At 65.7% G+C, this 25,525-nt stretch carries 23 protein-coding genes and 4 pseudogenes; 10 read left to right on the top strand and 17 right to left on the bottom strand.

Going from position 1 to position 25,525, the window contains the following annotated elements; translation table 11 throughout:
• Positions 1 to 822 (top strand): TCP-1/cpn60 chaperonin family protein (locus tag GJ630_RS16035; RefSeq protein ID WP_305794215.1); only part of this gene is annotated, 822 nt, incomplete at its 5' end.
• A gap of 310 nt (positions 823 to 1,132) precedes the next feature.
• Positions 1,133 to 1,357 carry a hypothetical protein gene (locus tag GJ630_RS16030; RefSeq protein WP_014039173.1) on the top strand — a complete coding sequence of 75 codons (225 nt, stop codon included), beginning with the start codon at positions 1,133 to 1,135 and terminating at the stop codon, positions 1,355 to 1,357.
• An 8-nt stretch (positions 1,358 to 1,365) separates the two neighbouring features.
• On the opposite strand, the gene GJ630_RS16025 is transcribed toward GJ630_RS16030, so the two are convergent.
• The 5 genes and pseudogenes from GJ630_RS16025 to GJ630_RS16005 form a co-directional block, all read right to left on the bottom strand.
• Positions 1,366 to 1,827, bottom strand: a complete 462-nt coding sequence (locus GJ630_RS16025) for a TIGR00725 family protein (protein ID WP_014039172.1) — start codon at positions 1,825 to 1,827, stop codon at positions 1,366 to 1,368.
• A 39-nt stretch (positions 1,828 to 1,866) separates the two neighbouring features.
• A pseudogene (gene phaC, locus GJ630_RS16020) lies at positions 1,867 to 3,290 on the bottom strand (poly(3-hydroxyalkanoate) polymerase subunit PhaC).
• Positions 3,291 to 3,293: 3 nt separating this feature from the next.
• Positions 3,294 to 3,839, bottom strand: a complete 546-nt coding sequence (locus GJ630_RS16015; RefSeq protein ID WP_050007575.1) for a poly(R)-hydroxyalkanoic acid synthase subunit PhaE — start codon at positions 3,837 to 3,839, stop codon at positions 3,294 to 3,296.
• A 45-nt stretch (positions 3,840 to 3,884) separates the two neighbouring features.
• A complete protein-coding gene (locus tag GJ630_RS16010) occupies positions 3,885 to 4,442 on the bottom strand; it encodes a hypothetical protein (RefSeq protein WP_050007574.1) in 558 nt (185 codons plus the stop codon).
• Between the two features lie 7 nt (positions 4,443 to 4,449).
• A complete protein-coding gene (locus GJ630_RS16005; RefSeq protein ID WP_014039168.1) occupies positions 4,450 to 4,749 on the bottom strand; it encodes an AbrB/MazE/SpoVT family DNA-binding domain-containing protein in 300 nt (99 codons plus the stop codon).
• A 300-nt stretch (positions 4,750 to 5,049) separates the two neighbouring features.
• Here GJ630_RS16005 and GJ630_RS16000 point away from each other — a divergent pair, with 300 nt between their 5' ends.
• A complete protein-coding gene (locus tag GJ630_RS16000; RefSeq protein WP_008306979.1) occupies positions 5,050 to 5,595 on the top strand; it encodes a MaoC family dehydratase in 546 nt (181 codons plus the stop codon).
• On the opposite strand, the gene GJ630_RS15995 is transcribed toward GJ630_RS16000, so the two are convergent.
• The 5 genes and pseudogenes from GJ630_RS15995 to GJ630_RS15975 form a co-directional block, all read right to left on the bottom strand.
• A complete protein-coding gene (locus GJ630_RS15995) occupies positions 5,596 to 6,438 on the bottom strand; it encodes an alpha/beta fold hydrolase (RefSeq protein ID WP_050007573.1) in 843 nt (280 codons plus the stop codon).
• Positions 6,439 to 6,514: 76 nt separating this feature from the next.
• Positions 6,515 to 7,819 (bottom strand): NADH:flavin oxidoreductase, encoded by a 1,305-nt coding sequence (locus GJ630_RS15990; RefSeq protein WP_371727743.1) that lies wholly within the window; start codon positions 7,817 to 7,819, stop codon positions 6,515 to 6,517.
• Positions 7,816 to 8,103, bottom strand: a complete 288-nt coding sequence (locus GJ630_RS15985; RefSeq protein WP_191450339.1) for a hypothetical protein — start codon at positions 8,101 to 8,103, stop codon at positions 7,816 to 7,818. Before GJ630_RS15985 ends, GJ630_RS15990 begins: the two co-directional genes overlap by 4 nt.
• Positions 8,104 to 8,140: 37 nt before the next feature.
• The gene (gene cgi121 / locus GJ630_RS15980; RefSeq protein ID WP_191450338.1) at positions 8,141 to 8,668 is read right to left on the bottom strand and encodes a KEOPS complex subunit Cgi121; all 528 of its coding nucleotides are present in this window, start codon (positions 8,666 to 8,668) and stop codon (positions 8,141 to 8,143) included.
• Positions 8,668 to 11,069 (bottom strand): annotated as a pseudogene (locus GJ630_RS15975) (ATP-dependent DNA helicase). Before GJ630_RS15975 ends, cgi121 begins: the two are co-directional and overlap by 1 nt.
• Before the next feature lie 116 nt (positions 11,070 to 11,185).
• Between GJ630_RS15975 and GJ630_RS15970 the strand changes: the two are divergent.
• Positions 11,186 to 11,431 carry a ferredoxin gene (locus tag GJ630_RS15970; RefSeq protein WP_014039162.1) on the top strand — a complete coding sequence of 82 codons (246 nt, stop codon included), beginning with the start codon at positions 11,186 to 11,188 and terminating at the stop codon, positions 11,429 to 11,431.
• Here GJ630_RS15970 and GJ630_RS15965 read toward each other — a convergent pair.
• The gene (locus GJ630_RS15965; RefSeq protein ID WP_014039161.1) at positions 11,421 to 11,867 is read right to left on the bottom strand and encodes a MaoC/PaaZ C-terminal domain-containing protein; all 447 of its coding nucleotides are present in this window, start codon (positions 11,865 to 11,867) and stop codon (positions 11,421 to 11,423) included. The two genes, GJ630_RS15970 and GJ630_RS15965, sit on opposite strands and share 11 nt — an antisense overlap.
• A gap of 84 nt (positions 11,868 to 11,951) precedes the next feature.
• Here GJ630_RS15965 and GJ630_RS15960 point away from each other — a divergent pair, with 84 nt between their 5' ends.
• Entirely contained in the window at positions 11,952 to 13,421 is a 1,470-nt protein-coding gene (locus GJ630_RS15960; protein WP_191450337.1) for an MATE family efflux transporter, read from the top strand.
• Positions 13,422 to 13,462: 41 nt separating this feature from the next.
• On the opposite strand, the gene GJ630_RS15955 is transcribed toward GJ630_RS15960, so the two are convergent.
• Positions 13,463 to 13,849 carry a RidA family protein gene (locus GJ630_RS15955; RefSeq protein ID WP_129755868.1) on the bottom strand — a complete coding sequence of 129 codons (387 nt, stop codon included), beginning with the start codon at positions 13,847 to 13,849 and terminating at the stop codon, positions 13,463 to 13,465.
• Between the two features lie 167 nt (positions 13,850 to 14,016).
• Here GJ630_RS15955 and GJ630_RS15950 point away from each other — a divergent pair, with 167 nt between their 5' ends.
• Positions 14,017 to 14,802, top strand: a complete 786-nt coding sequence (locus GJ630_RS15950; RefSeq protein WP_129755867.1) for a hypothetical protein — start codon at positions 14,017 to 14,019, stop codon at positions 14,800 to 14,802.
• 48 nt (positions 14,803 to 14,850) lie between these two features.
• Here GJ630_RS15950 and GJ630_RS15945 read toward each other — a convergent pair whose 3' ends face one another.
• Both GJ630_RS15945 and GJ630_RS15940 read right to left on the bottom strand, forming a co-directional pair.
• Positions 14,851 to 15,978: an ORC1-type DNA replication protein gene (locus tag GJ630_RS15945; RefSeq protein WP_008307001.1), complete on the bottom strand. Its 1,128-nt coding sequence runs from the start codon at positions 15,976 to 15,978 to the stop codon at positions 14,851 to 14,853.
• A gap of 94 nt (positions 15,979 to 16,072) precedes the next feature.
• The gene (locus GJ630_RS15940) at positions 16,073 to 18,121 is read right to left on the bottom strand and encodes a helix-hairpin-helix domain-containing protein (RefSeq protein WP_191450336.1); all 2,049 of its coding nucleotides are present in this window, start codon (positions 18,119 to 18,121) and stop codon (positions 16,073 to 16,075) included.
• 142 nt (positions 18,122 to 18,263) lie between these two features.
• On the opposite strand from GJ630_RS15940, the gene larE reads away from it, so the two are divergent.
• Positions 18,264 to 19,136: an ATP-dependent sacrificial sulfur transferase LarE gene (gene larE, locus GJ630_RS15935; RefSeq protein ID WP_191450335.1), complete on the top strand. Its 873-nt coding sequence runs from the start codon at positions 18,264 to 18,266 to the stop codon at positions 19,134 to 19,136.
• Between the two features lie 4 nt (positions 19,137 to 19,140).
• On the opposite strand, the gene GJ630_RS15930 is transcribed toward larE, so the two are convergent.
• Complete coding sequence (locus GJ630_RS15930; RefSeq protein ID WP_050007589.1) at positions 19,141 to 19,770, bottom strand: histidine phosphatase family protein; 630 nt, start codon at positions 19,768 to 19,770, stop codon at positions 19,141 to 19,143.
• 1 nt (position 19,771) lies between these two features.
• A pseudogene (locus GJ630_RS20425) lies at positions 19,772 to 21,387 on the bottom strand (twin-arginine translocase subunit TatC).
• Between the two features lie 104 nt (positions 21,388 to 21,491).
• Between GJ630_RS20425 and GJ630_RS15920 the strand changes: the two are divergent.
• The 3 genes and pseudogenes from GJ630_RS15920 (at position 21,492) to GJ630_RS15910 (ending at position 24,851) form a co-directional block, all read left to right on the top strand.
• Positions 21,492 to 23,684, top strand: coding sequence for a twin-arginine translocase subunit TatC (locus tag GJ630_RS15920; protein ID WP_191450334.1), 2,193 nt, complete (start codon positions 21,492 to 21,494; stop codon positions 23,682 to 23,684).
• A 303-nt stretch (positions 23,685 to 23,987) separates the two neighbouring features.
• Entirely contained in the window at positions 23,988 to 24,164 is a 177-nt protein-coding gene (locus GJ630_RS15915; protein ID WP_008307016.1) for a ribbon-helix-helix protein, CopG family, read from the top strand.
• Positions 24,154 to 24,851: pseudogene (locus tag GJ630_RS15910) on the top strand (queuosine precursor transporter). Before GJ630_RS15915 ends, GJ630_RS15910 begins: the two are co-directional and overlap by 11 nt.
• Positions 24,852 to 24,869: 18 nt before the next feature.
• Here GJ630_RS15910 and GJ630_RS15905 read toward each other — a convergent pair.
• Positions 24,870 to 25,525 (bottom strand): 23S rRNA (uridine(2552)-2'-O)-methyltransferase (locus GJ630_RS15905; protein ID WP_191450333.1); only part of this gene is annotated, 656 nt, incomplete at its 5' end.

Here is a 25,525-nt window from a genome sequence, read left to right as displayed (position 1 = left end):
CAGAAGGGCATCGACGACATGGCCCAGCACTACCTCGCTCAGGAAGGCATTCTGGCCGTGCGCCGCGCCAAGAAGTCCGACATCGAAGCGCTCTCGCGCTCGACCGGCGCGCGCATCATCTCGAACATCGACGACATCGAAGCCGACGACCTCGGCTTCGCCGGCTCCGTCGCCCAGAAGGACATCGCCGGCGACGAGCGCATCTTCGTCGAGGACGTCGAGGACGCCCGCGCTGTCACGATGATCCTCCGCGGCGGCACCGAACACGTCGTCGACGAAGTCGAGCGCGCCATCGAGGACTCGCTCGGCGTCGTCGCCGCTACGCTGGAGGACGGCAAGGTCCTGCCCGGCGGCGGTGCCCCCGAGACGCAGCTCGCCCTCGGTCTCCGAGACCACGCCGACTCCGTCGGTGGCCGCGAGCAGCTCGCCGTCGAGGCCTTCGCCGATGCCATCGACGTCATCCCGCGCACTCTCGCGGAGAACGCCGGTCTCGACCCGATCGACTCGCTGGTCGACCTCCGAAGCAAGCACGACGGTGGCGCAGTCACCTCCGGGCTTGACGCGTACACGGGTGAGGTCGTCGACATGGAAGAGGACGGCGTCGTCGAGCCCCTCCGTGTCAAGACCCAGGCCGTCGAAAGCGCAACCGAAGCAGCCGTCATGATCCTCCGCATCGACGACGTCATCGCTGCTGGCGACCTCAAGGGTGGCCAGGGCGACGACGACGAGGACGAAGGCGGACCCGGCGGCCCAGGCGGCGCGCCCGGCGGAATGGGCGGCGGCATGGGCGGCATGGGCGGCGGTATGGGCGGCATGATGTAAGCGAGGTTTCGAAGAAACCTCGGCACGCCGAGCGGGGAACGAAGTGACCCGCGAGGCAAGCCACATTGGCGAAAAAGGCGGAATCGCCGCAAAGCGGCGATTCCGAGAACCGCGGCCTTCGGCCGCGGATGCCTGCCTCGCCCGTCGACCTCGTGAAGAATCGGTGCGATTCTCTATTTTTGTTTTCAGTATAGGTGGATAACGACGCTATGACGATAGCGTAGCCGCGGTGAACGCCGTCTCGCCCCTAAGAATCCTACTATCACGAAGTAGACGCCACGGTCAAACCGACGTATCCCTTTGAGTCGGTATGGACCTGACACGGACCGAACGGCGGTTGCTGTGGGTCGGAACAGCACTAGCGGGCGCGCTTCATCTGCTCGTTCCGGGGCTGTTACTGTCGCTGGCGCGGCTGGGCTATCGCTGGGTGCTGTCGGTGGAGTTCACGCCACAGGACGGGGCCCATCGTCGGGTCAGGCTGCTTGGCGTTGGGAACCTCGTTGTTGCGGCGGTACTGAGACGGCTACTCGACTGAAACGACGGCTACTGCACGGCAGACTCAACGTATGCGACAGCCTCGGCAGGGGTGTCGACGTGTTCGATGGCGTCGCCGTCGGCCACGCCGTCGAGGCGGTGGGTACCGAGCCCGGCGACTGGGCGATTTATGTCGAGGGCGTGGCCGAGTTCCGAGAGCGTTCCGGTGCCGCCGTCAACGGCGATGACGGCCGCGCCGTTCATCACGACGAGGACGTTTCTGGCGTTTCCCATCCCCGTCGCGATAGCTGTCTGGACGTAGTCGTTCGCGTCGGCCCGGCGCTCGCCGGGTAAAATACCGAGAGTGTGACCGCCCGCCTCGCTCGCACCGCGACAGACGGCTTCCATCACACCCGTGAGACCGCCACAGACGACGTCGTGGCCGTGCTCACCGAGTAGTTTCCCGACCTCGCGTGCCTGTTGGTACTGTTCGTCGGTAACTGTCGAGCCGCCGATGACCGAGACGCGCATAGCTGGTCGTGCAACGGGAAACAGAAAAACGCCGCCGGATTACAGTTGGTCGAGCCAGTCTTGCGCGCGGGATTCGGTGGTTTCGGCGATATCGGCCAGTTCGGCCGCGTCGTACTCGGCCAGGTCCGCGACGCTGTGAATGCCGGCGGCGTGCAGCCGTTCGGCGTAGGTGGGGCCGATACCGGAGACGCTATCGACGTCGGCGGGTTCGTCGGCTGCGTCGGCGTCGTCCTCGGTAGCGTCGGCATCGACATCGTCAGTCGCGTCAACCTCGATATCAGTGGATTCCGACTGGTCCACTGTGTCGTCTTCAGGGGACTCGACCTCGATGTCGACTTCCTCGCTCCCCTTGCTGCGCTCGGAGTACCACTCGGCGACCTCGGGCCAGAGGTCAGCGTGGGTCGACGACGAGACGGAGAGACCGATGTGGCCCGTCGAGAACTCGATGGTTCGCGTGTCGTCGCTGGCGATGACGTCGTTGAACGGCTTGGAGCCTCCGGCGGGATGAGGTGGTCGTACTCGCCCATGAGCTGGAGGACGGGCATGTCGATGTTGTCCAGGTCGACGTGCTTGCCGTTGAGCTCAAGCTCGTTCTTGTAGAGTTTGTTGTCCTGATACACGTCTTCGAGGAACTGAACGTAGGCCTCGCCGGCGACGTCGATACCGTCACCGAGCCACTGCTCCATCCGGCCGAAGTTCTCGACGAAGCCCTCGTTTTCCATGTTCTCCGCGAACCGGATGTACTTCGTGACGTAGTTCTCGACCGGGTCCATCAGCGCGAAGCCGATGTCGAGCATGTCCGAGGGGACGTTGCCGAACGTATCGACGACGTCCTGCGGGGAGTAGTACTCCTCGGAGCCCCACTCTTCGAGGACGCCGCCGGTGTGATCGAAGCACAGCCCAGCGGCCATCAGGCCCAGGGTGTTGACTTTCTCCTTGTGGAGCGCGGTGTACATCACCGACATCGTGCCGCCCATACAGTAGCCGAGGATGTTGATCGCGTCCTGACCGGAACGTTCGCGGACCACGTCGACGCAGTTGTCCATGTAGCGGTTGACGTAGTCGTCGAGGGTGAGGTGCTGGTCGAGCCGCGACGGCTCGTTCCAGTCGATGAGGTACACGTCGTGGCCTGCCTCAAGCAGGCGTCGGACGACCGACCGCTCTTCCTGCAGGTCGAGGATGTACGGCCGGTTAATGAGCGCGTACACGATGAGAATCGGCACGGCTTCCTTGTCCTCCTCGGCGACCTCGATGCCGGCGGCCTCGGCGTCGTAGTGGAGGAGTTCGAGCTTGTTCTCCTCGTAGACGACGTCGCTGGGCGTCTGGCCGACTTCGACGGACTCCATCAGCTCCAGTCGCTCGTCGGCGATCTGACTGGTCTCGGCGGCGTCGGTCATGTTCTCCAGCGTCTTGCGCTGCCAGTTGAGCGCGGCCTCGAACGGATTGAACGGGTTACTGGACATGAGTTACTCTTCCATGTGTTCGAGAATGCGGTCGAGCTTCTGTTCGACCGCGTGCTGACGGCGCTCCAGTTCGATGAGCCGCTCAGCAACTTCGTCGACATCGTTGCGCGTTGGGAAACCCATCTGCTCCAGAGCGTCCTGACTCAGGTCGTCGGCCTCCTGTTGCATCTCCATCATCGACTCGACGAGCTGGCCGTTGGCGGCCGCGAAGGCCGAGGTTCCCATGACGTGTTTGAACGCCTCGTTGGCGGACTGCAGCCAGATATCACGGAACTCGGCGGGGTCGACGTCCTCGCCCTGTGCGGCGTCGGTCGAGCGCTCGACCATCTGCTCGGCGGCGTCGATCCACTCCTCGTAGGCGCGGTTGTAGCCATCCATCCCGTCGGCAAGGTCCTCTTCTTTGGGAATCGTGTCCTCGACGGCGTCGGCCCACGACTCCACGAAGGCCGCCTGGGCCTTCATGTTCTGCTCCATCGAGTCAGCGACCGCGTTGTTCATCTCCTCAACCATCTCCGTCCATTCCTCCTGAATGTCGTTTGTATTACTCATAATAGTACCTCGGCGGCGGGCGCACAAAAAAACCGACTGTCGTATTTACGCTTCGACGTCGACAGCGTCGGCGGCTTCGGCCTGCACTTCCTCGACCTGTTCCTGAATCTCTTCGACCTGCTCCTGCACTTCTTCGAGTTGCTCGCCGAACTGCTCGGCGGCCTCGACAGACTGCGCTTCGAGTTCCTCGTGGGCCTCGACGAGCATATCGACCTGATCGTTGACGGCGGTGACGTACTCGTCGGTCATCTCGTCATAGGTGTCAGCGCCCTCTTCGAGCTCCGTTTCCATGTTGTCGAATATCTCGGCGTGGTTCTCGAGCAGGAAGTCGAACTGCTCGTCGACGGTTTCGCGGATCTGCTCGACAGTCTCGGTCATGCCGGGCATCGTCGACGCCATCGCGTCGAGGTAGCTGTGGAAGGCGGTCTGCTGAAGCTCGACGCCGCGGCGCTGTGCCGACTCCTGTGTGTCGAGGCTGTCGATGACCGCGCTGTTGACGTTTTGCTGGAAGGAAACGCTCTGTTCGAGCGCCTTCTGGCTCTGCTCGATCGTGGTACGCTGCATCTCGAACGCTGTCGTGACGGGGGTTGTGTAGTCTACCATTGTTGGATTACTCGCTGTTGTTGTTAGTGACCGGGAGGACGACGGCTTGAACGATATCGCCTTCGTCGATGCCCAGCGCCTCTCGCTCCGCATCGGGGATGCTGATCCGACCCCCGCTTTGCACGCGGGTCTTGAACGTCGCCATCTGGCTCATGGCACCGAGCTGATTCATATCGAAACTCGGCATGCCACCGCTGGCGAACATCTGTTTCATCAGCTGCTGTTGCTGTTCCATCGCGTTCTCGCTTGCCTGTTGCATCCCCTTGAACATCGGAGGCCACAGCAGGCCATCATCCTCGTCGGCCATCGGTCAACTACATGTACTCTCCTCAACAATATAAACTTTCCGCTGAAACCCATTGAATACCATTGATTGGTAGAGAATGGTATTACCGATTGAGGAGCGTCGAGGGACGTGCTACGCTCTGTAGCACCGATAACTTCAACCCCAAATACACGTCTGACGCCCGTTAGACGGTATTTACCGACATCTGAGGCGAAACCAACACCAAGGTTTAATACTCCGACCAATAAATTAGCAGAACAGATGAGTTCTGAATCGCCACGAAACCCGCTGTTAGACACATGGACTGAAACATCGTCACATATGTTCAACAGCGTCGTTGCAGCTAACCGGGCAGCGTTCGCTGCGTTCGGCGTCCAGCAGGAGGACGAGAACGGCGTCACGCCCGCAGACCGTATCGAGCCGGACGAAGACCTCCCGGAGTGGCACGTCTCGATCTCCGAAGACCACCCGGGCCGCCTCGGCGTCGGCGACCACGTCGATTTCACGAAGACGATCTCGGAGAACGACGTGCAACAGTTCGCCGCCGCGAGCGGCGACACGAACCCGCTTCACCTGGACGACGAGTTCGCAGAGCAGACGCGCTTCCGCGGCCGTATCGCCCACGGGACGCTCGTCGGCAGCCTCATCAGCGCGGCCCTGGCACGCCTGCCTGGGCTGACGATCTATCTCTCACAGGACCTGGAGTTCCACAACCCGGTCCGTATCGGCGACCGACTCACTGCCGAGTGTGAGATCGTCGAGGACCTCGGCGACGAACAGTACCGGCTAACCACGCGCGTCCTCGCAGACGACGAAGTCGTCATCGACGGCGAAGCGGTCGTCCTCATCGACGACCTGCCAGAATAGTCAGCAGAACGCTCGAACGGCCCGGTTGAAACGGTCGGGGTGTTCCCGCGGCGGACAGTGCCCGCAGTTCTCGAAGATTTTCAGCGTGCTATCAGTGACCGTCCCGGCCGCCTGCTCGGACCACCGACGGGGGAGCAGTGGGTCGACGGCCCCGTGAATCAACATCGTCGGCACGTCTATTTCCGCTAACCGGTCGGAGTAGTCGGTCCGGAAGCCACACCACTGGAACTCGCTGCGCTGCCAGCGCCGCATCGCCCGGACGGTCTGGCGGTCGACGGCGCTGTCGACGTCCTCGACCAGTTGCTGGGGTGGCTCCCCGGGACCCATGCTTCGGAGACTGTTTCTGATCGCCGATTGGGACGATCCCACACCCTGCCAGAGCATATTTCCGAGTATCGGTGTCTGCAAGACGCTGCTGGCCGCTGTGCGCCAGTAGGCGTCGGAACCCAGTCCGTAGCTGTCGACTAATACAAGCCGTTCGACCGGACCGCCGTCGAGCGCGTGTCCGAGCGCGATTGCGCCGCCCATCGAAAGGCCGGCCAGCGCGGGTTCCTCGATACCGAGCGCGTCGATGAACTCGGCCACGGTCTCAAGGTAATAGTCGGTCGTGTACGCGCGGTCTGGCTTGTCGCTGTCGCCGTGGCCCGGCAGATCGAGTGCGTACACCGTCCGTTCCGGCGCGAGTGCGGGGAGTGCGTGACGCCACGAAACTGTCGCGGCGTCCAGCCCGATGCCGTGGAGAAACACCAAAGGCGGCCCCTCGCCGCCGGTCCGGTAGTGAATATCGACGTCCTCACCGTCGACGGACAGTTCGACGCGCTCGGACGAAATCCCTGTCGTCATCGGCGTTCGTTCGGGACCGAGGGCGTATGAGCCTTTGTATCCGCCCAGTTATCACGGCGGGAGCGTCCGAAATCGGTCACTCGGGTCGCTCGTACGCACCGTCTCGCTGGAGTCGGGCTTGCTCGCGGACGATAGCCGGCGTCCGACAGCGACCCGGTTCGCCGGTGACCTGCGGGACAGTGCAGTTGTTACAGCTCTCACACAGCGCGTCTGCGCCCTTGAGCAGGCGAGCGCCGAGCCGCGGCTCCGCGTAGAACGGGCGAGCCATTCCGACCGCATCGGCGGCGGGGACGGTTCCAGTCGCTCCGAGGAACCGATCGCAGTCGGCCCGCGTCCGAAGTCCGCCCTCCAGCAGAACCGGCACGTCCACGCGCTCGCGGACCGCCCGGCAGAAGTCGGCGTTCCACCCCGGGTCGCGGCTGAAACGGCAGGCTTGCAGGCGATTAAGCAACTGAACGGCACGCGCTCGTAGTCGGCCGCCGAAGACTGCTGCGTAGTCGTCCTGCAGGTCACTCGCGTCCCAGGCCCGGTCCGGAAACGCACCACGGACAATGCTCATGTCCCAGAACGGGGACACCTCGACCGGAACGAGACCATCATAGCCGATAGCCGCCGCTCGCGTCGCGATAGCCACGCCATCCCTCCGAGTGAGATGCCGTCGAACGAAACTCGGCGCAGCGGTCTCAGCTGGGACCTTCGTGACCAGCGGCACGTCGCCGGCGTGTTCCCGAACGGCGTCGTGGATTGCTTCGAGGAAGCGGACGCCGTCCCGGAACTGGTCGTTCCGACGGTTGTAAAACGGCGAGAGGAACTGCTGGATAAGGCTCATGTTCGCCGCAGAAAGGTGGATGCCGTCGTATCCCGCCTCGACGGCGTAGCCGGCACAGCGCCCGAACTGCTCGGCCAGGGCCCATACCTCCTCTGTCGAGAGCACATCCGGCTGGAGCGAAATCAGGCCAAGCCGGTCAAGCATCTGGAGCTGCCACGGCGGGTGGCTGACGGCGAGCTGGCGCTGGTCCGGGTGCTGTCGGCGGTACTCGGTGTGCCACGTCGCCATGCTCCGGAGACCACCGTGGGCCAGTTGCAGGAAGATTCGACCGCCGTGGTCGTGAATCGCCCCGGTGAGCCGTTCGAGCCGCTCGACGAAGGCGGGGTCGTGGACCCGCGTCATGTTCGGCGCGGCACAGCCGCCGCGGTCGGTGACGATGCTCGCCCCCTGAAAGAGGAGGCCGACACCGGAGGCTGCCGTCGGTCCGAGTTCGTCGATAAGCGTGTCGACTGCGGCCGCGCCGTTGCCGGCACACTCCAGTACCGGTGCGCGGTACAGCCGGTGGGAGACCTCGACGCCACCGAGAGACAGCGGCGTCTCCAGCGCGGTCACGACTGCTCGCGCTCGTCGAATGTTGCCACAGTACGACCGCAGTGCTGTGGTGTCACCTGCTGAACCGCCGCCCGGACCTCCGTCGGCGAGTCGAACTCGCCGTCGGTGCTGCCCGCGAGCGCGGCCGAGAGGTCCTCGGCGGGCGGGTCGGCGCTGCCGTACTCGTTTGCCAGTTCCTCCACGCGGACCGGGTACGCGGCCCCGCCGGTGGTGCGGTCGACCGACGCTTCGACCCGGCGGGCACGTTCGCTGGCCCGCTGCCGTGCCGTCCGCTGTGGGTCCATGTGCGTGAATAGCACAGAGATCGTCAAAATTCTATCGCTACTTCTCGACCGGCAACAGCGCGACGCGCTCCCGGACGGCGTCGGGAAGCCCACCGGCCGTCGCGGCGAGTTCGGTCCCCGTCACGTCGAAGAACGACCGGACGCGACCCTCGTCGTACGCGCCAAGCGTCGACCGAGGCGTGAGGTAGTCACGGACCTCGTCCACAGCTGCCGCGATAGCGTCATCGCCCTCATTTCCTTCGTGCGTATCTCCAGAGTCGAGATCGACGACAGCCACGACGACGGGACAGGTCCCCTTGCTGACGCCCATCGTCAGCGCGCGGTTGATCTGGCGGCGACCGGCCGCGTACAGCAGGATCTCCACGCCGAAGTCCTCGGCGATGCCTTCGCCCCGGTCGTGGGCCCGCGTCGCAAGTTCGACGGCCAGTTCGAGGTGGGCCTGGTCCACGACGTAGCGGGCGTCGAACGCCTGTACCGTGACATCGTGGCGGTCACCGATTGCACTGAGCGTCTCCACGAACGCCCCCACGTCGTCGATATCGGCAGTGCCCTCGACGACCCGCATCAGAAATCACCCAGGCTCGACTGGTCCTCGTTCGCCGCCGCTTCGGCGTTCGTGTCGGTGTCCGCCTCGTCGTCGAGGTCGACGGACACGTCGGCTGCGGGTTCGACGCCCTCCATCGACGGGTCGCGGTGGCCGGCGTTCTCCAGCACGTTCTCGGCCGTTTTCCGGCGGCCCCGGAGCGCCGCCAGGACGACCGACTTATCGGCGTCCCGGAGCTGTGCGCGGTCGGTGATACCGGCCTGAAACAGCCGGCGGGCGCGCTTGCGGCCGACGCCGCGGACGCCGGCCAGGTCGACCAGTTCCTCCCGGACGCCGTGTTCGACGCGGATGCGGGCCTCGCTGATGGCCCGCGCAGCGTCCAGATCGACCTCGCTGGCCAGCGATTCGGCGGCCCCGAGCAGCCACTGGGCGGTTTCGACCTTCCCGCGGATGTCGCCCGGGCCGACGCCGTACCGCTCCGTGATGGTCGCCTCGTCGACCTCGGTGGCCCAGTCTTCGAGCAGCCGGGCGGTCTTCAGCGCCGAGAGCCAGTCCTCGAAGCGACCCTCCTCGAACTCCGACGGCGTAGGGCCGAGCAGCTCGTCCTCCCGTTCGAACAGTTCCATCTCGTACTCTTCGCGGTCGCCCGACCGGAGATACAGTTGGTACATGTCCGGCGTCCGTGAGACGAGGTGGTACAGGCCCAGCGCGGAGATGTCGTCCGGGTCCGCGTCGGCGTCGACGCTCCCATCGGCACCCTCGGCCAGTTCGCTAGCGGTCGTGAAGCCGCTGTCTACCGGCGGTTCAGCGGGTGCGTCAGCCGACGACCCGCTCGCGGAGGTGCTGTCACTTGCGCCGCGCCCCCAGTCCCGGAGGCCGTCGACGATTTCGGCGGCACTCATCGGGTCAAGGTAGAGCCGCGAGACGGTGTGGCCCAGCGAGGTGGCATCCAGTTCCCCGGCCTCGATTTCGAGGAAGTCGTTGCGCTGGAGGTACGTGAGCACGTCGTCGACGACCCGTTCGAGCTGGCCGCTGTCGTCGGTCTGGCTGGCGTACAGCGTCTGTTCGAGGAACTCCAGCAGGCCCGACCGCGAGCGGGCGAAGCCGGAGGCGACGGTCGCGAGGATGTGGGTCCGCAGCGCCGGTTCGGCCGCGAGTTTCGACCGGACCGGCTCCGGGTCGGCCCAGACGTAGCGCTCGAACAGCTCGTCCACTTCGTCGTGGCTGGACGCGATGAGAACAGCCTCGCCGTAGGGGTCGAGTCCCGGGCGGCCTGCCCGCCCCATCATCTGATGCACTTCGAGCACCGAGAGCGGGGCCATTCCGCCGGCCGAGCCGTCGTAGCGCCGCCAGTCGCGGACGACGACGCGCCGCGAGGGCGTGTTGACGCCGGCCGCGAGCGTCGGCGTCGCGCAGACGACCTTCACTAGCCGGTCCCGGAAGGCGTCCTCGACGAGTTCGCGGTGGCCCCGGGAGAGGCCGGCGTGGTGGAACGCCGCCCCGTCCGCGACGCGTCCGCGAGGTCGTCGCTCGTCTCCGTGTCGCTCACGTCGCGGATCTCCTCGGCGATGTCGGCCAACTGGTCCCGCTCCTCGGCGGTAAGGTGGGGCCGGACGGTGTTCGCCAGTCGGCCCGCCGCCGCCTCGGCGTTGCGCCGGGAGTTGACGAACACCAGCGTCGACCCGTCGTCTTCCAGCGTGTCGCGGACGATTGCCGCCGTCTGCTTCTCGTTGTTTTGTACCGAGAGTCGCTGCTGGCTCCCGTCTTCGAGGTGCAGCGCCTGCCCGTAGTGGACCCCCTTCTGGAGGTCGATAGGCCGCCAATCAGAGTCGACGAGCCCCGCATCGAGCCACGTCGCCAGCGCCTCGGCGTTGCCGATGGTCGCCGACAGCGCGACGGTCTGCAGGTCGGGGTTGAGCCGCCGGAGCTTCGCCAGCGTCACCTCCAGTGTCGGCCCCCGCTCGCCGTCGTCGACGAGGTGGACTTCGTCGGTGACGACGCAGGTGAGGTCCTCGATCCAGGGGGCGTCGTTGCGGACCAGCGAGTCAACTTTCTCGCTGGTGGCGACGACGATGTCCTTGTCCGCGAGCCACCCGCCCTCGGACTCGTAGTTCCCCGTCGAGACGCCGATGTCGAGGCCGTACTGTTCGAACTCCTCGAAGTCGGCCTGCTTCTCGCTGGCCAGCGCCCGAAGCGGGACGATGTACAGCGCCTTCCCGCCGCGGGCGACCGAGGAGAGCATCGCTAGCTCGGCGATGAGCGTCTTCCCGCTCGCCGTCGGAATCGACGCGACCAGGTTCTCCCCCTCGGTGACGCCGGCCTCGACAGCCTCGGCCTGGGGCGGATACAGCTCCTCGATACCGTCGTCGCGCAGGTGGTCCGGGAGCCACTCGGGCACGCCCGGCAGGTCCGCAACGTCCATTACACCCCGCTTGGGTCCTGCCCCGATTTAAACTGTCGCACTGCAACCGCATCGACTCACTGGCGGATCGAGCACCGAGGGGGAACGCCTTTGCCCGCGAGCGGCCAACACGAGGTATGCGAGTCGAGTACGACTACGACACCTGTATCGGGATGTTCCAGTGTGTCGCCGAGTGGGACGCCTTCGAGCGCGACGAGGACGCCGGCAAGGCGGTGCTGGCGGACAGCGAGGAACGCGAGGAGGACGTGTTTGTCCGGGAGGTCCCCGACGACGCCGAACTGGACGCGAAGTTCGCGGCCCGGTCCTGTCCGGTCGACGCCATCACGATTTACGACGACGACGGCGAACAGCTCATTCCCTGATTATTCCCTCGACAGTCGCTTCGAGCACGACGGTGTCAGCGGTGTCGCCATCGGTCGATTTCGCCGCGGCTGTGTCGGCCTGACTGGGTTCGTCGCCGCGATTGCTGCGCCGGACGGTCACGTCGCCCACGAGAGCGACGCCGGCGTCGGGACGTGGGTCAACGTTCACTACCGTCAGCTCGCAGACTAGCGTCTCACCGGTGTACACCGGGCGCTGGAACTGCAGGTCCATCTGCGAGGCGAGCACTTCGAGGTCGCCGCCGATACTGGTCAACAGCGACGCGGTGAGCAGCCCCTGAACCATCCGCCGACCATCTCCGTCAGGCTCCGTGTGGCGAGGCTGGTCGTCTCCGGAGAGGGCGGCGAACTGGTCGACATCTTCGGGCTGGAACGTCCGCGTCTCGGTGAACGTCTCGCCGGCTTCGACGGAAGGCATGTGCTGGCCTGTCGGCGTTACGGGAGAAAAGTCTATGGCCTCGTCCCGAAACCCACAGGGGGCTGGACTTCCCAGGTCAGAGCGATGTCGACTGGTGGTCCCCTCCGTCGTCTTCTGACTGCGTTCCCGGCATTGCTGGCCAGTGCAGGGCTCGTCGACCGAGAGAAGGCGACTGCCGCGACGGATCTCGCCGCGCCGGTGATGGTCACCGGCGGGCTCCGGATCCTGCTGCGCCTCGCCGACTTCCTGATGGTCGGCCTGGCGCTCGGTGACGCGGCTATTGCCGGCCTCGAACTCGGCTTCCAGTACTACTTCGTCGGGTTCGGGCTCTCGCTGGCGGTCTCCTCCGGGACGATAAGCGTCGTCTCACGGCTGCAGGGAGCCGACCAGCCCGAGCGCGCGAACCTCGCTGTCAAGCAATCGCTGTGGATCGCGTTGCTCATCTCCATCCCGCTGTCGGCGCTCTGCTGGCGCTATCCGGATCTTCTGGTGGGGGTTCTCACCGACGATCCGGCGACCATCCGGTTCGGCGCGACGTATCTGGCTATCGTGATGCTGTCGCTGGCCCCGCGGTTCTGGAGCATGGTCGCCGCCCGCGCGCTGGCCGGCAGCGCCGACACGAAGACGCCGATGTACGTCCGCCTGCTCACGCTGCCGACGAACGTCGCGCTCAACGCCGTCCTCATCTTCGGGGTGGGCCCGTTCCCCGAACTCGGCATCGCCGGTGCGGCGTGGGGGACGGCCATCGCGAACACGCTCGCGGCGGTGATTTTCCTCGGACTGTTGCTGTCCGGGCGCTACGTCGTCACGCTCCGGCCCGGCGGAACACAGTTCAGCGCCGACCTCATGCGCGAAATCGTCCGCGTCGCGCTCCCGCTGTCCGGAATGCGACTGCTCCAGACGTTCGCCCGCTTTCCGTTCCTGTTCATCCTCGGCGTGCTGGGGACGCCGACGCTCGCGGCCTACGCCATCGGCCGCCGGGTGATGCTGCTGGCGCTGATGCCAGCATGGGGCTATGCGACCGCCGCGTCGACGCTGGTCGGGCAGTCGCTGGGGGCCGGTGACGAGCGGGAAGCGACCGCCTACGGCTGGCAGACGCTTCGCGTCGCGCTCGCCGTCCAGCTCGTCGCGGCGGTCCTGCTCGTGGTGTTTGCCCGCCCTATCGTCGCCCTGTTCGGGACGGCCTACCCCGATCTGGCGGCAGCGTTCGTCCGCGTCTTCGGCCTGCTCGTCGCCGGCTTCTCCATCTCCCGGACGATGCGGGGCAGCCTTCGTGGCGCTGGTGACACCCGCTGGCCGCTGTACGGGACGTTTCTGGGCGGCTACTGCTACCGGCTCCCGGTGGCCGCGCTCGCCCTCCCATCGTCGTTCATCGTGACAGTTCCCGTTCTCGACATCGCCGTCTCGCCGGGCCTCGGACTCGGACTACCCGCAATCTTCGCTGCGCTCGTCGGCGACTTCTACCTGAAGGCCGCGGTCAACGCGGGCCGGTTCTGGTCCGGCGGGTGGCGCGACGTCGCCAGACGGTCGGGCGTCGGTGCGATAGACGACTGACGCCGGAGGCTATCAGCCACACCGGCCCGCTGTCGACCGCGTCACTCGACCTGCGCGACGGCTTCGACCTCGACGACGGCCTCGGGTGTTGCCAGTCCGCTCACCTCGACCATCGTCGCCGCGGGGCGCACGTCGCCGAAGAACTCGCTGTGGGCCTCGCCGACCCGCTCCTGGTCGTCGATATCGGTGACGTACATCCGGGTCTGGACCACGTCCTCAATAGCGGCGTCGAGAGAAGCGAGCGCGTCCTCGACGATACCGAAGGCGTGTTTCGTCTGTTCGTACGGGTCTCCCGGCGCGACGACCTCCCCGCCGTCATCCGTAGCGATGGTGCCGGCGACATGGACGGTATCGCCAGTGCGTATCGCCCGCGAGTAGCCAACCTGCTGTTCCCAGACGGTGCCCGTCGAAGTGCGTTCGCGGCGCATACTCAACACTCACTTTGGACCCCGAAAATCGTTTCTCAAGTTTTAATGTCTGGCCCGAGATACTCATTGGCATGAGCAAGGCCACAAAAATCGTCCTCGGAACAATCGGCGTGTCGGCACTACTGTCGGTCGGCATCATCATCAACCTCGTCCTGTTCTCGGCGTAGATGTTCACCGAGCGTTCACTGACCGGCGATCTGCCGGCAGTACGTGCGGCCTACGCCCCCGAGACGCTCGTACTGAACTGCGACCGTGACTTCGAGACACTGGACCCTGCAGTCGCCGAGGAACTCCTGCTGGTGACCGACAGCCTCGATCAGATTTCCTACGACGGTGCGTGGCTCCCGACCACAGCGCCAGAGGTGCTACAGGAGTACATCGGGAATGACCTCACCATCGGGATGCCCGGCGACGGCGGCGTCGCCTGGACGCGCCAGACGGTTCCGCCCTGCGTGTTTGTCAAGCCACGGCTGGAGACCTCGCCGGACGACTTCGTCTCGTTTCTCATCGCCGAGGCGCTCGTCGAGGTCAGTCTCGACGAACCTGAGCATTTCCTTGGCTTCTTCGGCGAGCGCTACCCGGAGTTCGTGGCCGCCACCGAGGACCACCTCGACGCCAACTCCCGGTACCAGCTCGCAGCGGCGGTGTACACAGCGTATCTGGGCCTCCAGACCCGCGCGGAGTTCGCCGACTGGGCCGACGACTACCCCGAGCTGTACGCGGCATGGGAGGATGCCGGCGAGCGCCTCCAGCCCCGCCTCGAAGACCTCCCCAGCGAAATCGCCCAGGGCCAAACGGAGTTCGCCGCGGCCGCCGAACTCGCCTGTAGCGGCGTCAAGCACGGACTCGACCTGCCCGCGCCGTTTGCCGCGCTCGACACCGACGCCTATCTGGAGTACGGCGCTGACTACGCCGTCCAGTGGGCCGAGACGACGTTCGAGAAGATGGAGTGACTCGGTTCCGCTTCGGAGGAGCGGAAGAATACGCTCTAATACGATGTGCTACAGCCGTTCCAGCACCGCATCGGCGTCGTAGTTGAGCGTCAGCTCCCGCGACCGACCGCGACCCTCGACGTTGGTGTAGTCGGCGTCGATGATGTCGAGCTGGTCGAGCTTGTTGATGATCTCGGAGTACCGGGTGTAACCCAGGTCTGTCTGCTCGGAGAAGGCGTCGTAGATGTCGCCGGCCTGCTGGCCGTCATGGGCGGCAATGACCTCCACAAGCGCGGTTTCCGAATCCGACAGTTCCCGCAACCGGCGGGAGAGGTGGACGTATTTGGACTTGTCGTAGGCCTCCTCGACGTCCTCCGTTTCGACAGAGCGGGAGGCACGCATCTCGGCGTTCATCCCGGCCCGGCGCAGGAGGTCGATACCGACCCGGAGGTCCCCGCCCTGCTCCTCGGTCAGTTCGGCGACGCGGTCCAGCACCGTGGGGCCGACGACACCTTCGTTGAACCCCCGGTCGGCGCGCTCGCCCAGGATGTCCGCGATTTCGGCCTGTCCGTAGGGGTTGAAATACACCTCCTCCGGGCGGAACACGGACTGGACGCGGGTATCGAGGGCGTCGATGACGTCCAGTTCGAGGTCCGAGGAGACACAGATAACGCCGATTTTCGCGCCGGAGTGGGCCTCGTGGGCGCGCAACAGCGAGTACAGCGTGTCACTGGCCTCGCTCTCGTAGAACAGGTAGTTCACGTCGTCAAGGGCGACGACGAGCACCTCGTCTTCCTCGACCAGTTTGTCGGTGATCTGTGAGAACAATTTCTTGAAGGAGATGCCCGAGGACGGTGGTTCGTAGTCGAATATCTCGGCGAACAGGCGCGAGAAGACGGCATAGCGCGTCGAGTCCATCTGGCAGTTCACCCGCACGGTTTTCACGTCCGTCTGGGCGGTGAGTTCGTCGAACAGTATCTGGACGGCCGTCGTCTTCCCCGTTCCGGGCGGTCCGCGGGCGATGACGTTGAGCGGGCGCGACCCGCGGACGGCCGGCCGGAGCGCGTACTTCAGGGTCTCCATCTGGGTGTCCCGGTGTTTGAACGTCTCCGGGAGCCAGTCGATTTCGAAGACGTGTTCGTCCCGAAAGACGGACTCGTCCCAGCCGAGCATCCGGTCCTCGGGGTCGTCGCTCATCACTTTCACCGAGCTTCGCGGCCCACTTAACCATTTGCCACAGGTTCACGAGCAGTGACAGGTACACGAGGGATCGCGGTTTCGCCGGCCGTCGCTACTCGAACTTCCCGAGTAGATCACTGTAGAACCCATCGGCATCGTCGGCACCGTCGTCGGCGAGCTTCTCGACGATGAGTTCCGGCGTCGACCGGGCGAGCTTTCCCTTCACCGGTGAGCGCTCGACCCGCAGTTCGCCGTTTTCCAGCCCCTTGGCTTCGATACCGTCGATGCTGATGTCGTTCTCGGCGGCCTCGCTGATGTCGCGTGCGAGGTGGGAGACGAAAATCGCCGTGGCCTGTCGTTCGCCGAGCGCTTCGAGGATGCCGGCCATAATCTTCGCGCTGGCCCCGGGTTCGGTTATCGACTCGAGTTCGTCGACCAGCACCATCACCGGGCGGTCGTCGGTCCCGGCCGCTGGGCCGTCGGTAGCGGCACCGTCGTCTCGTCCCGGGTTGCGGTGATCGACGTCCGCGACGAGGTCCCCGAACTCCCGCAGCGTGGCCTCGAACGCGCCGGCGTCCAGCGTGCCCTGGGTCTTGGCGTGGTAGTGGAGTTCCGAAACCCGGCCGACGCGGGCAGACTCCGCCGGGACGGGCAGGCCCATGTGGGCGAGCGTCGTCACCAGCGCCACGAGGTCCAGCGTCGAGGTCTTGCCGCCGCTGTTGACCCCCGAGAGGACGGTGACGCCCTCGACAGCGTAGTCGACGGGCTCGACTGTTTCGAAGGGGACATCCAGCAGCGGCGAGCGCCCGCCCTCGATGGCGACGCCCTCGGACTCGGTCAGGTCCGGCATCGTGCAGTCGAAGTCCGCGGCGAAGCGGGCGATGGCCAGCTCCACGTCGAGTTCCAGCGCGGCGTCGACCAGCGCCGCGGCGTCGTCGCGCATCTCGGCGAGGTCGTCGGCGAGTTCCCGCTTCCGGCGGGTCGCGCGCTGGTCGCGCGCGGCAGTCAGTTCCTCGCGGAGACGGGCAACGACATCCTCGCTGTGTTCGACAGGATAGGCGGGCTCGTCGGGGAACGCCCGGCGCGCCGTCGCCTCCATGTCTCGGAGCGCCAGCGCGTCGACGAGGTGGTCGCGGGCTTTCTCGACGGCGGCGGCGTACTCGTCGGCCAGTTCGCGCTGGAGCAGCGAGTCGACGCCCGCGCCGCGTTCGACCAGCGACAGCAGGTCCGTCCCCTCGATGGTCACGTCCTGCTCCTCGATGGCCTCCCGGAGGTGGTCGTTGGCGACGCTTTCAGCCGTGGAGACCGCCGCGTCGAGATCGTCGACAGCGGTGGCGAGGCGGTCGAGTTCCTCGTCGCCGCTGACACTCCCGTCCTCGTCTAGCTGGTCGAGCGCCGACAGGAGCGTCTCCAGATCACACGGCGAATCGAGGTCGGCGACGCGGTGGACCTCGGCAGCGGCCCGTATCCGGTCGCGGTTGCGAGCGAAGAAGGTGAGCACGCGTTCGGGCACGACGGATTCGGGCTCTTCGAGCGCGTTCGGTTCTACCCGGACATCGCCATCCACGTCAACACCGGCGAAGGCCTCGTCCAGCGCGACGACCGTCGAGTACGAGCGGGCGAGTTCGGCCAGCTGGCGGGCGTCGTCGACGACCTCGACACTGACCTCCGGAATCGCGGCCTGCGCGTCGGCGTAGCGCTCGGCGTCGCGGGTCGCCAGACAGCGGTCCCGGACCCGCACGTCGCCGGGTTCAGAAAGCGGTTCGACGGCCGACAGGGCGTCGAGAACTGCCGGGTCGGGGTCGCGGGCCATCGCCGACTCGGCGAACGCCCGGACCTCCTCGATGCGGCTGCGGACGCCGCTGGGATAGATCGTCTCCAGTCGCTTCGCGGCGTAGTCGGTCACTGTCCGCTCGGTCAACAGGGCCAGCGCGTCCTCGTGGATTTCGCTGGCGCGTTTCGTCGCGGTGAACCCACCGGGGTCGTCGTGTTCGGCCCTGATCGCGCCGCGAGCGATGCGGGCGGCCCGACCCTCGCTGATGCCCGGTGCGCGTGCGAGCGACGCCACGTCGCCGTCCCGGAGTGCCGCCTCCGGATCGTCTAGTTCCCGGAGCGCCGCGGCTGTCTTTGCCCCGACGCCCGGAACCGATTCGAGCTCCATCTGCCCGCCCATTCGACGCCAGCGAGAAAAAACCCGTTGCCAGCGGCTCCGGCGGCGGAGTGGGCGTCCGACACCGCTTCGACCACGTCAGCTGAACACCGAACGCGAAGGCGTTTTTGCGCTCCACCGAGAAAGGAATCCCATGTCTGCTGTTTCGGAGAAGCTAGCGGCCGCCCGCGAAGACCTCGAATCGCGAGACGGCGTGCTGATCGCCTTCTCCGGTGGTGTCGATTCGAGTGTCGTCGCCGCACTGGCTCACGACGCCCTCGGCGACGACGCTATCGCCTGTACCGCCAAGTCCGAGACGCTCCCCGCTGCCGAACTGACGGACGCCACGCGCGTCGCGGAGGAGATCGGTATCCGTCACGAAATCGTGGAGTTCTCCGAACTCGACAGCGACGAGTTCATCCAGAACGACGACATGCGGTGTTACCACTGCCGGTCGATGCGCCTGGGCGCGATGTACGACCGCGCCCGCGAACTCGGCATCGACGTGGTGTGTGACGGGACGAACGCCTCCGACGTGGGCGAGGGCCACCGCCCCGGCCTGCGCGCCGTCGAAGAACTGGACGCCTACTCCCCGCTGCTGGAACACGACATCGAGAAGTCCGAAGTCCGCGAAATCGCCCGCGAGTACGACCTCTCCGTAGCCGACAAGCCCTCGATGGCGTGTCTCTCATCGCGGATTCCGACTGGGCTCGAAGTCACGGAGGAACGCCTCTCCCGCGTCGAGAAGGCCGAGCGCCTCCTGCGAACGTGGGGCTTCGAGCAGTTCCGCGTACGCGACCACGACGGCCTCGCCCGCATCGAAGTCGGCGAGGAAGAACTCGAAGCCGCACTTGATCCCGACTTCGTTCGCACCGCCCGCGACCACATCGAGGACTGTGGCTTCGACCACGTAACGCTGGATCTCCACGGCTACGAGACAGGAAGTGTGAGCCCAGAAACGGAAGAATCAGCCGAAGAAGACGTGGTCAGCAACGTTTTCGACGCTGACTACCCGTCCGTCGACTGAGGGCTCAGTCAAGCAACGTCCGCCAGCCAGTCAGTTCCTCGCCGACCAGTTCGGGGCTGTCCCCATCGAGCCGAATCTCGTTGACGGCGCAGTTCGCCTGTGAGTGTTCGGCCAGCGCCGCGTCCGGGTCTATATCCGTGAGTTTCGCCAACAGGACCTTGATGACGCCGCCGTGGGTGACCACCAGCGTGGTTTCACCGGCGTCGGTCGTCGCGATTGCCCGGTCCCAGGCCGACTCGACCCGTCCGCGGAAGGTCGGGATGCCCTCGCCGCCTTCCGGGGCCGCATCGAGTGAGATGACGCTCGCGTCCCGGTCGTGGCCGGGAAACTCATCGAGCAGTTCCTCCGCGTACAGGCCCTGCATGGTTCCGAAGCCGCGCTCACGCCAGTCAGTCTCGAACTCAGGGTCGGGCAGGCCACCGTAGCCGTCGTTGGCTGCGGCGGCCGTCTCGCGGGTGCGTCGGAGGTCCGACGCGAAGACGCGGTCGACGCCGTAGCGCTCATCGAGCCACGCCCCGAGCGCCGTGGCCTGCTCCTGTCCCTGGTCGGTCAGCCGACTCGGCGCCCATCCCTGGATGCGCCCGTCGCGGTTCCACGTCGTCTCGCCGTGCCGGGCGACGAGGAGGGTTCCCATCTTATTCACCCCGGTTTCGCCAGCGCGCGACGGCGATGGTCCCCTCGTAGAGGAGGATGAGGCCGGCGGCGACAGCGATTGCGGCGTTTCGCGGGAGGCTGAACTGGTTCACGAGGCGGAACAGCGTCGGGTCGGGGCTGCCGAGGTAGCCGACGACGATGGCGACGGCCCACACCGGCAGGCGGGCGGCCCGGAACCCGCGCCAGAGCTTGACCGAGCCGTAGTAGTTCTTGTTCACGTAGGCTAGCGCCTCGAACAGGACGATCATCCCGCCGCGACGAGCATCGGCGTGGCGTTCCCGAGGCCGACGGCCGCCAGCGTCTCGGTGACGGTGGCCGGAAGCCGCTCGTAGTAGCCCGTCGGGACCGGCGCGGGGCTGAGCAGGTAGCCGGCGATACCGAAGACCAGCCACGCGGCGGGACGGCGAGCGGCGAGGTCGTCGGCCGTCGGCACCGGCGACGTGCTGCCGGTCCACCGGAGGAGCAGCAGGGTCCCCTCGAACAGGCCGATCATCGTCACGGCGACCATGAGCGGGGCCATCCCGGTCGGGTCCGGGCTGAACAGGAACGCCACGGCGGCGAAGCCACCCCAGAAGTACAGCCGCCGGTCCTGGAGCCACTGGCGCGTCGTCACGCCCATCATCACCGCAAGCATCACGAACAGCGGGATCTGGAAGATGAGCGCGAACAGCCCGAGCATCAGGATGATGAGGTTGAACGTCTCGCTCAGGCCGAAGGCCAGGTCGGCCGCGCGGTCGGAGTAGGTGATGAAGTAGTCGAACATCGCCCGCAGCACGGCGAAGTACGCGAAGCCGACGCCGACGGCTGCGAGGACCAGACTGGTCGGGACTGCCGCGAGGTAGTAGCGACGCTCGCGGGGGTACAGTCCCGGCCGCATGAACAGGTACGTCTGGTAGACGAACACCGGCAAGGCGGCGATAAAGCCGACTAGCGAGGACACTTTCAGCCGCGCGAGAATCAGCGCAAGCGGGTTGTACACGTTCGGACAGTCCGCCCCTTCAACGACACTGCCCTCGGCATTCGTCGCGACCTGACCGCATTGGCTTGCCGGGCCATCGAGGAAGGAGTACCACAGGAAATTGATGAGTTCGTCGGAGTACGGCAGGGCGATGACGGCGACGACGGCCATCACGCCGACGACGACGAACAAGCGCATCGCCATCTCCTCAACGTGGTCGGCGAGGGGCATCTCCTCGTCGTCGGGCGCGCCCTCGTCGACGATGTCCTCATCTGGGTCGTAGGTGGGTGCGTTCCCGCCGCCGTGGGTCGGTGTGGCACTGCCACCAGCCGGTGACGGCGTCGACTTGCCCCAGTCGGTCGGGACATCTGCCGGGACAGCGGCGGCAATGTCCGATGCGTCCCGGTCAAACAGCCCGGCGCTGGATTCGGATTCAGTCGGCGTGGCGTGAGAGCCAACGGTATCCTCATTGCCGCCGGCCGGCGCGGGACCGGGGCTCGTTACTTCGTCCGTCTCCCGATCGGCATCGGCCTCGGCCACGGGGTCGGTGGGGATCGACGAATCGTCGGACTCGTCGTCGGACGGCAGTGGCGGCTCTTCGGACCCGCGCCGCTCGTCGTCTTCGTCACCGTCCTCCATCTGTTCCGGGCTTAGACGGTGGGTGTTGTAAACTTTCTTTTCGAGCAGTGACCGTCACCGGGATGAATAAATTGATAACGCCCACTGGGCTAGGCACAGAGAAGATGGCGAGTGCTATCGACGAGGACACCGTCCAGACGGTTCAGAGCGGGCGCGCCACGCTCGGCGCGATGCTCCGTTCGGCGCAGGTGCACCTCCAGAAGGTGTTCATCGTCTTCGTCATCGGGATGATCGGCACGATCATGGGACTGCAGTACGGCGTCTGGGACACGCTACGCGCCGATCTCCTGTACTCGCAGATGGACCTCACCACGCAGGAGGCCACGAGCATCGTCGCGGTCACGCCCTTCGACGTCATCCTCCTCCAGGTGAAAATCGGGGCCGTCATCGGGATTCTCATGTCGTTGCCGCTGTTGATCTACTTCGGCCGCGACGGACTCCGCCAGCGCGGCTGGTGGCCGGCCGAGCACATCCCGACCTGGAAGGGTGCGCTGTTCGTCACGATCAGCTTAGGTCTGTTTTTCGGCGGCGTGGCTTACGCCTACGAACTGTTCTTCCCGCTGATGTTCAACTTCCTCGCCGGGGACGCGTTCAAGGCCGGCTTCACGCCACAGTACTCCATCGTCAAGTGGTTCCAGTTCGTCTTCCTGCTGGCCGTCTCCTTCGGACTCGCCGCCCAGTTGCCCCTCGTGATGACGGTGCTCTCCTACACCGAGATCATCCCCTACGAGACGTTCCGGGACAAGTGGCGCTACGCGGTGATGGGGATTTTCGCCTTCGGGGCGCTGTTCTCGCCGCCGGACCCCTTCACCCAGATTATGTGGGCCGCGCCGCTGTGTGGCCTCTACGGTATCAGTCTCGCGCTGGCGAAGCTCGCGATGCTGGTCCGTCGCTCCGGTGATCTGGTGAGTACGTGGAACGTCGCCCGCGGGCACTGGAACACGATTCTCGGCGGTGCAGTGCTGGGCGGCGGTGTGGTGTACTACGTCTTGGCGACGCCAGCATTCCAGTACATCCAGCAGTTCGCCGAGGTGTTCCCCTCCGACCGGCTCACCGGCGACATCCAGCCGCCGGCGCTGTTCGGACTCCCCGTCGAGAGCACGGCACTGCTTCTCGCTGCCGTGTTCGGTGTCATCGGTGCTGTCGTCGTCCTCTACTACCACGTCCTGACCGCCCTCTCGGAGAAGGCCGGTCCCGGTCAGGTCGGTGACCCGACGGCTATCGACATCGACGAACTCAACGCCTCGGCCGTCGAGGTTGCTCCGCCGGAAGTGTTCGAGGAGATGACCGAGGACGAGGCGCTTGCTCACGCCGACAGCGCTCTTGCGGACGACAACAAGGAGAAAGCTCAGGCCGTCCTCGACCGGTGGGACATGGCCCACGAGGACGACTCGGAGGGTGACGGTGGCGACGGCGCGGACGAGACCGCCGAAGCGGACGAAGAAGAGGCAGGCGTGTTCACCTCGACGACCGCCGGCATGGTCGATGCCTTCACCGAGGACGAGACTACGGAAGACGAAATCGGCGGCTACTACTACGACATTCAGTTCATCCTCAGCGCGCTGGCCTCCCGGGCGTTCGTGATTCTGGGCATCTTCGGGGCAGTGCTCGCCGCCGCGTTCCTGTTCCTCTATCAGGGCGGCATCGGGTCGATACAGCGGACGTTCGTCAGCCGGCTCCCGCCGGAGATGGCCGCCGACGTGAGCATCGTCACGCTCCACCCCGTCGAGCACCTGGTGTTCATCGTCAAGTTCTCGACGATACTCGGGGCCGTCTCTGTCATCCCCGTTGTGCTGTACTTCGCGTGGCCGGCGATGCGCGAGCGCGGCCTCGTCATCGGCAACCGCAACATCCTGGGCATCTGGGGCGGGACGCTGTTCGCCGCGCTCATCGGCGGGAGCCTGCTCGGCTTCCTCTACGTGGCCCCGATGACCATCTCCTGGATCGCCTACGACCAGCTGAACTCGAACATGGTCATCGCCTACCGGGTGAGCAAGTTCGGCTGGCTCGTGTTCTTCCTCACCATCGGGATCGGCCTGCTGGCGGAGATCCCGGTGACGATGTTCCTGTTCCACAAGGGCGGGATTATCCCGTTCCACCTGATGTACGAGCGCTGGCGGGAGGTCGTCATCGCCATCGTCGCCCTCTCGGCGATTCTCTCGCCCAGCGGCATCTTCACGATGTTCATCGTCGGCATTCCGACCGCGCTGGCGTATATGCTCGGTCTCGGCATCCTCTGGGTGTACACGCTCGGCGGCCGGCGGACGACGAACCGCCGCAGCGAACCGGCTGACTGACCGCAGCCACGGACGCTTGGAATCGTATTCGACGATGATTACGCCGTCGTCGCTGTCATGGAACGTACGAAGATACTCGTAGCGGTCGGTAGCAGCGCTACCACCACGAATACAGCGACGAGCCCCCACCGCCAGCGGTAGACGTCCGAGCGTTGCTTGCCGCTTCAATCTGCGGGTATATTCCACAACAGTAACTGCAAAACAAAACGAGTCAGATAGTCATCCCGGCGCATGCCGTCTACGTAGAGACAGACGGTCGTCGAACCACAGTACATATGCTCACCCCTGATATATTCCTCAGATATGCCCAAGATAAGCGTGGAGGTCCCGGCCGAACTGCTGAACGACATCGACAAGCACGTCGGCGAAGACGGGAAGTTCGTCAACCGAAGCGAAGCCATTCGGGCCTCGGTGCGGAAAACGCTCGACGTGCTTGACGACATCGATGAACGTCAGGGACGACTCGACGATGACCAGTGAGCGGTCGGAGGCGGTGCGCGTCGGCCTCGTCGCGCTGTTCGTGACGGCGCTGGTCACTTCACAGGTGACCGCTTCGAAGCTGCTCGCGTTCTCGCTGCCGTTCTCGCTCCCGCTCGCCGGGTCGACGCTCGTCCTGCCCGGGGCCGCGCTGGCGTACGCGCTGACGTTCTTCGCCTCCGACTGCTACGCCGAACTGTACGGCCGGCGGGCCGCGACGGTCGTCGTCAACGTCGCTTCGCCATGAACTTCGTCCTGCTGGCGCTGGTCTGGAGTACCATCTTCGCCCCCGGGCTCCCGCAGGCGGCCCAGCCGGTGGATCTCGCGGCCTTCCGGAACGTTCTGGGGGCCAGCACAGCCATCGTCGTCGCCAGCCTGTCGGCCTACGTCGTGAGCCAGAACTGGGACGTGTTCGTCTTCCACTGGCTTCGGGACCGAACCGACGGCGAGAAACTCTGGCTCCGTAACATCGGTTCGACGGCCACCAGCCAGCTACTGGATACGGTCATCTTCGTCGGCGTCGGCTTCATCCTGTTTCAGGGCGTCCCGCCGGCCGAGGCACTGGCGCTCATCGTCGGCCAGTACTTGCTGAAGCTCGCTATCGCCGTCCTCGACACGCCGTTCGTCTACGCTGTCGTGGGCTTCGCCCGGCGAAACGACGTCGCACCGACCCCGGCACGGGCCGACTGAAAAACGACTGCCAGCGGCTCACTCGACCGGTTCGGCGAACGCGTACCGGGGCTTCACGTCGTCGATGCGGACCTCGACGGTCTCACCCGCTTCGACGCCGCTGACGAACACAGTGAAGTTCTCGACTTTAGCGATACCGTCACCCTCCTCGCCGATGTCGTCGATAGTGACTTCGACGATGTCACCCTCGCGGACCGGCCCGGTCAGGCGGTGTTTCGCAACCAGATACAGCTCCGAGGAGGAGTCACGGGAGGCGTCGGGGCGGACCTCACGGACGTACTCGAACTCCGGTTCGATATCGGCGATGAGGTCGTCGAGGTCCTGTCCGTCGAACACCTTCGCACAGAAGTCCCCGCCCGCGTCGAGCAGGTCCGTCGCGACCTCGAAGGCCTGCCGGACCAGGTGGACCGACCGGGCGTGGTCGAGGTCGTACTGGCCGGTCATATTCGGGGCCATGTCGGAGATGACCACATCGACCGGGCCGCCGCTGCCGTCGCTCTCCCCGACAATTTCGCGGATTTCGTCTTTCGTGCTGTTCTCGGTCATGTCGCCGCGGACGTACTCGACGGTCGGTTCGGGGTCCTCCAGCTCGTCGATGGTCTGGCGGTCGACGCCGACCAGCGTCCCGCGCTCGCCGATGCGCTCGGCCGCGACCTGCATCCAGCCGCCGGGGG

Origin of the sequence: Haloarcula sp. CBA1122 (assembly GCF_009741785.1) — an archaeon.
Taxonomy (GTDB): domain Archaea; phylum Halobacteriota; class Halobacteria; order Halobacteriales; family Haloarculaceae; genus Haloarcula; species Haloarcula hispanica.
This window is presented reverse-complemented; position numbering and strand designations above follow the sequence as displayed.

Coding starts and splice junctions, on each gene's coding strand:
- GJ630_RS16030 (WP_014039173.1), top strand. CDS start 1,133: ATGGACCTGACACGGACCGAACGGCGGTTGCTGTGGGTCGGAACAGCA.
- GJ630_RS16025 (WP_014039172.1), bottom strand. CDS start 1,827: ATGCGCGTCTCGGTCATCGGCGGCTCGACAGTTACCGACGAACAGTAC.
- GJ630_RS16015 (WP_050007575.1), bottom strand. CDS start 3,839: ATGAGTAATACAAACGACATTCAGGAGGAATGGACGGAGATGGTTGAG.
- GJ630_RS16010 (WP_050007574.1), bottom strand. CDS start 4,442: ATGGTAGACTACACAACCCCCGTCACGACAGCGTTCGAGATGCAGCGT.
- GJ630_RS16005 (WP_014039168.1), bottom strand. CDS start 4,749: ATGGCCGACGAGGATGATGGCCTGCTGTGGCCTCCGATGTTCAAGGGG.
- GJ630_RS16000 (WP_008306979.1), top strand. CDS start 5,050: ATGTTCAACAGCGTCGTTGCAGCTAACCGGGCAGCGTTCGCTGCGTTC.
- GJ630_RS15995 (WP_050007573.1), bottom strand. CDS start 6,438: ATGACGACAGGGATTTCGTCCGAGCGCGTCGAACTGTCCGTCGACGGT.
- GJ630_RS15985 (WP_191450339.1), bottom strand. CDS start 8,103: ATGGACCCACAGCGGACGGCACGGCAGCGGGCCAGCGAACGTGCCCGC.
- cgi121 (WP_191450338.1), bottom strand. CDS start 8,668: ATGCGGGTCGTCGAGGGCACTGCCGATATCGACGACGTGGGGGCGTTC.
- GJ630_RS15970 (WP_014039162.1), top strand. CDS start 11,186: ATGCGAGTCGAGTACGACTACGACACCTGTATCGGGATGTTCCAGTGT.
- GJ630_RS15965 (WP_014039161.1), bottom strand. CDS start 11,867: ATGCCTTCCGTCGAAGCCGGCGAGACGTTCACCGAGACGCGGACGTTC.
- GJ630_RS15960 (WP_191450337.1), top strand. CDS start 11,952: ATGTCGACTGGTGGTCCCCTCCGTCGTCTTCTGACTGCGTTCCCGGCA.
- GJ630_RS15955 (WP_129755868.1), bottom strand. CDS start 13,849: ATGCGCCGCGAACGCACTTCGACGGGCACCGTCTGGGAACAGCAGGTT.
- GJ630_RS15950 (WP_129755867.1), top strand. CDS start 14,017: ATGTTCACCGAGCGTTCACTGACCGGCGATCTGCCGGCAGTACGTGCG.
- GJ630_RS15945 (WP_008307001.1), bottom strand. CDS start 15,978: ATGAGCGACGACCCCGAGGACCGGATGCTCGGCTGGGACGAGTCCGTC.
- GJ630_RS15940 (WP_191450336.1), bottom strand. CDS start 18,121: ATGGAGCTCGAATCGGTTCCGGGCGTCGGGGCAAAGACAGCCGCGGCG.
- larE (WP_191450335.1), top strand. CDS start 18,264: ATGTCTGCTGTTTCGGAGAAGCTAGCGGCCGCCCGCGAAGACCTCGAA.
- GJ630_RS15930 (WP_050007589.1), bottom strand. CDS start 19,770: ATGGGAACCCTCCTCGTCGCCCGGCACGGCGAGACGACGTGGAACCGC.
- GJ630_RS15920 (WP_191450334.1), top strand. CDS start 21,492: ATGGCGAGTGCTATCGACGAGGACACCGTCCAGACGGTTCAGAGCGGG.
- GJ630_RS15915 (WP_008307016.1), top strand. CDS start 23,988: ATGCCCAAGATAAGCGTGGAGGTCCCGGCCGAACTGCTGAACGACATC.